The 3,276-nt window shown below is 45.8% G+C and carries 3 protein-coding genes; all 3 read left to right on the forward strand.

Going from position 1 to position 3,276, the window contains the following annotated elements; all coding sequences use genetic code 11:
* The first annotated feature begins 292 nt into the window (after positions 1 to 292).
* Positions 293 to 1,495, forward strand: coding sequence for a DUF362 domain-containing protein (locus QMD82_08265; GenBank protein ID MDI6851910.1), 1,203 nt, complete (start codon positions 293 to 295; stop codon positions 1,493 to 1,495).
* Positions 1,496 to 1,587: 92 nt separating this feature from the next.
* The gene (locus QMD82_08270; GenBank protein ID MDI6851911.1) at positions 1,588 to 2,568 is read left to right on the forward strand and encodes a phosphoglycerate dehydrogenase; all 981 of its coding nucleotides are present in this window, start codon (positions 1,588 to 1,590) and stop codon (positions 2,566 to 2,568) included.
* Positions 2,565 to 3,276: lactate racemase domain-containing protein (locus QMD82_08275; protein MDI6851912.1), on the forward strand; the 712-nt coding region annotated here is incomplete at its 3' end. The genes QMD82_08270 and QMD82_08275, both read left to right, overlap by 4 nt.

Genomic DNA, 3,276 nt, shown 5'->3' on the forward strand with positions numbered 1-3,276 from the left:
ACTCGCTGAGGAGAACTCCATTTTCCTACCCGAGGAGCGGGTCGTACCGATATACGATGAACTTTACTCTCGTTGGCTTAAGGAAATGCGAAGGTTAGAAAGGAGGTGAAGCGTAGTGTATGTGGAATTATCTCACATGCTTGATGGTTCAATACGTTGATGATGAGATACATACTCGCATTGCTAACGGCGTTCAATGTCTCTGCGGGTATTAAGTACATTGTTGAAGGTGTTGTCATCTTCACAATGGTAGCTGTGCTCGCTTTCCGTGAGAAGGGAGGGAACATGTAGTATGTCGAAGGTTGTAATTAGAAACGTGGACGCAAGAAATTTATTGCTCGGAGTATATCAGTGCTTTGAAAAACTTGGAGGAATCGGGCATTTCGTACCACATGGGTGTAGAATCATCATAAAACCTAATTTTGTTGGTCCTGTGGCGAGTGAACAAGGTGGAACTACTGATCCGTACCTCGTGGCTGCCCTTGCCAGAGTGGCCCTGGAGAATGGCGCGAGGGCTGTGTATATAGTTGAATCGTCTGCAACGTGTTTTAGTACAAACGAAGTAATACAAAAACTTGGCCTAAGAGATGCACTCCGAGAATTCAAGTGCGAACAAGCGAGCTTCGTTAACCTTGATGAAGAGAAAATTGTCAAGGTGAGAACCCCTGAAGGCTTTTTCCTCAAAGAAATACCTTTCCCAGAGTTGGTGACAAAAGTTGATTTTATTTGGAATGTTCCAAAGTTGAAGGTTCACTACGTAGACGTTATCACTTGTGCTGTAAAAAACTATGTTGGTTTCCTGCCAAGAGAGTTTAGGCTTCTAGTGCATCAAACCAGACTCAGTAGCATCGTTGCGATGATTCACAAGCTATTTCCTGAATCGCTCGTAATAACTGATGCGTTGACTTTAGGGAGCCATGAAGGTCCTCTCAACGTGAGACCTGTTCACTTCGGTTATCTCATAGCGAGTACCGATCCTGTTGCGAATGATGTAGTTGCCGGCAAGATCTTGGGTTTTCAACCGGAGGAGATAGAATACGCTATGAACGCTTATAACCTTGGCCTCGGGGACATTAATCCTACTGTTGAGGGCGAAGGAATAGTTCTTGAGGTTCTCAGAAGGGAACCAATTGTCAAAAGACCTGTCAGGGGCATCATTGAACGGTATGGACCATTCAGGATCGTTTTAGGTGGAGCCTGCTCAGGATGCCTCACATGGCTGAAGGGAACTTTGGAAGGATGGATCCTGGACGGCACAATGGAAAGGCTCCAGAAAAGCGGGGTAAGAGTAAGTGTTATGCTGGGTTACAACGCCGTAGATGAACGCTTCGATGAATTCATTGAGAAGATGCCATACGTGGTAATTGGTGATTGTACACCCGATAAATACAAGAATAATCCTGACGTCATACGTGCCAGTGGGTGTTGCCCTGGCGAAAAGATTCAGTTCGCACTTGAGGAAGCGCTGCGCTGTCAAGGTTTCAACTTAAAGTAATCAGAGGCATCAAATTGCAAAGTATTGCGTTGTTTAGATTGGGTTTTGTGATCATCGAAGCTCGTCTGAATCCAAGCAAGGAGGATGAAGTTATGCCGAAAGTTCTGATTGCTACCCGCACTTTTGGGAAATACTCGCAAGAGCCGCTTGAGCTTTTAAGGAAATACAGTTTCGAGATTCTAATTTATGAAAAAGAGGTTTTGCCGGAGACCTTGGGTGACGTGGATGCTTTGATAGTTGGTACTCCGAAAGTGACAAGAGACATTCTCGCGAACTCAAATTTAAAAATCATAGCAAAGCACGGTGTGGGCGTCGACAATATCGATTTGAAGGCGGCTACGGAGCTAGGAATACCTGTGACGGTGACACCGGGTGCAAACACCGAGTCCGTTGCGGAGTTGACCATTGGTCTTATCTTCGTCCTCGCGAGGAATATAGTTTCTACGCACATAGAGTTGTTCCAGGAACATTCCTGGCACGGTAACGTCGGGATCGAAATCTATGGTAAAGTCCTTGGCCTAGTGGGCTTCGGTGCTATTGCACGAGAAGTAAACAAGCGAGCTGCTTGCCTTGGTATGAAGGTGATCGCATATGATCCCTACGTGCCGGCTAAGGAAATTCAGAATGCCGGTGCAAAACCAGCAATTTTGGAGGAGGTTCTCCAGCTATCGGATTTTGTGTCGATACACGTTCCGTTGACTGAAGAAACAAAGGGTTTGATCGGGGAAAAAGAGTTAAGGCAAATGAAGAGAAGCGCCTTCTTGATAAACACAGCAAGAGGTGGAATCGTTGACGAGGAGGCCTTGGCGACAGCTTTGAAAGAGGGATGGATAAGTGGGGCGGCGTTGGATGTCTTCTCACAGGAACCGCCGAATTTTGACTCGCCTCTATTCGGTTGCAATAACCTCGTAACCACTCCTCACATGGGTGCCCACACAATTGAGGCTGTTTATCGGATGAACATAATGGCTGCCCAAGCGGTGATTGACTTCTTTCAGGGGCGCATACCAAAGCATGTCGTTAACCAGGAAGTGTTGTCAAAATTGTTAAAAGCAAAGGGGTCGTCACTATGAAAGTGAAATACTATGATTTCGCCGAATGCGAGATCCCCAACGATCGGCTTAAAGCTGTCTTGGAGCCACGTCATGTGAATGGTATGGAGCGAGCAGAGTTCGAAGAAAAATTGCAGTCCATCTTGAGGGAGAGACTTGCGCCAGAACTTGTCGGTGTCAGAAGGTTGTTGCTACTAGTTGATGATATAACCAGGCAAACACCTGTATCTTGGATTCTACCAACTATCTTTGACATTGCAAATTCCTGTGGGGTCAAAGATGAGTACATAACCATCCTTGTGGCGACGGGAACTCACAGGCGTATGACACTTTCTGAGCAATTGAAAAAGTATGGTGAGACAGCTGTAAAGAGAGTTAGGATTTTCTTCCACAACTACAAAACAGATGTTGTTGAAATTGGCAGAACGGAAAGAGGTACTCCGATAGTAGTTAATAAACTTGTTTTGGAAAACGACTTCATAATTGGGATTGGCATGGTCACACCGCACAGGGTTGCTGGGTACAGTGGGGGAGGAAAGATAGTCCAACCCGGTATTTCTGGGAGAGAAACCACGGGGCAAACCCACTGGTTGAGTGCTCAGTTCGCAGGATGCGAGATTTTGGGGAAAGTAGATAATCCGGTACGAGAAGAAATTGAAGCTGTAGCAAAAGCAGCCGGTTTGAAGTTCATAATAAACATTGTACCTGATAGAAGCGGAAAGCCTATCG

It is taken from the genome of bacterium, assembly GCA_030019025.1.
GTDB lineage: Bacteria > Hydrothermota > Hydrothermia > UBA1063 > UBA1063 > UBA1063.

What these genes read in the sequence shown, in the direction of transcription:
- QMD82_08265 (MDI6851910.1), top strand. Translation starts at nt 293, where the DNA reads ATGTCGAAGGTTGTAATTAGAAACGTGGACGCAAGAAATTTATTGCTC.
- QMD82_08270 (MDI6851911.1), top strand. Translation starts at nt 1,588, where the DNA reads ATGCCGAAAGTTCTGATTGCTACCCGCACTTTTGGGAAATACTCGCAA.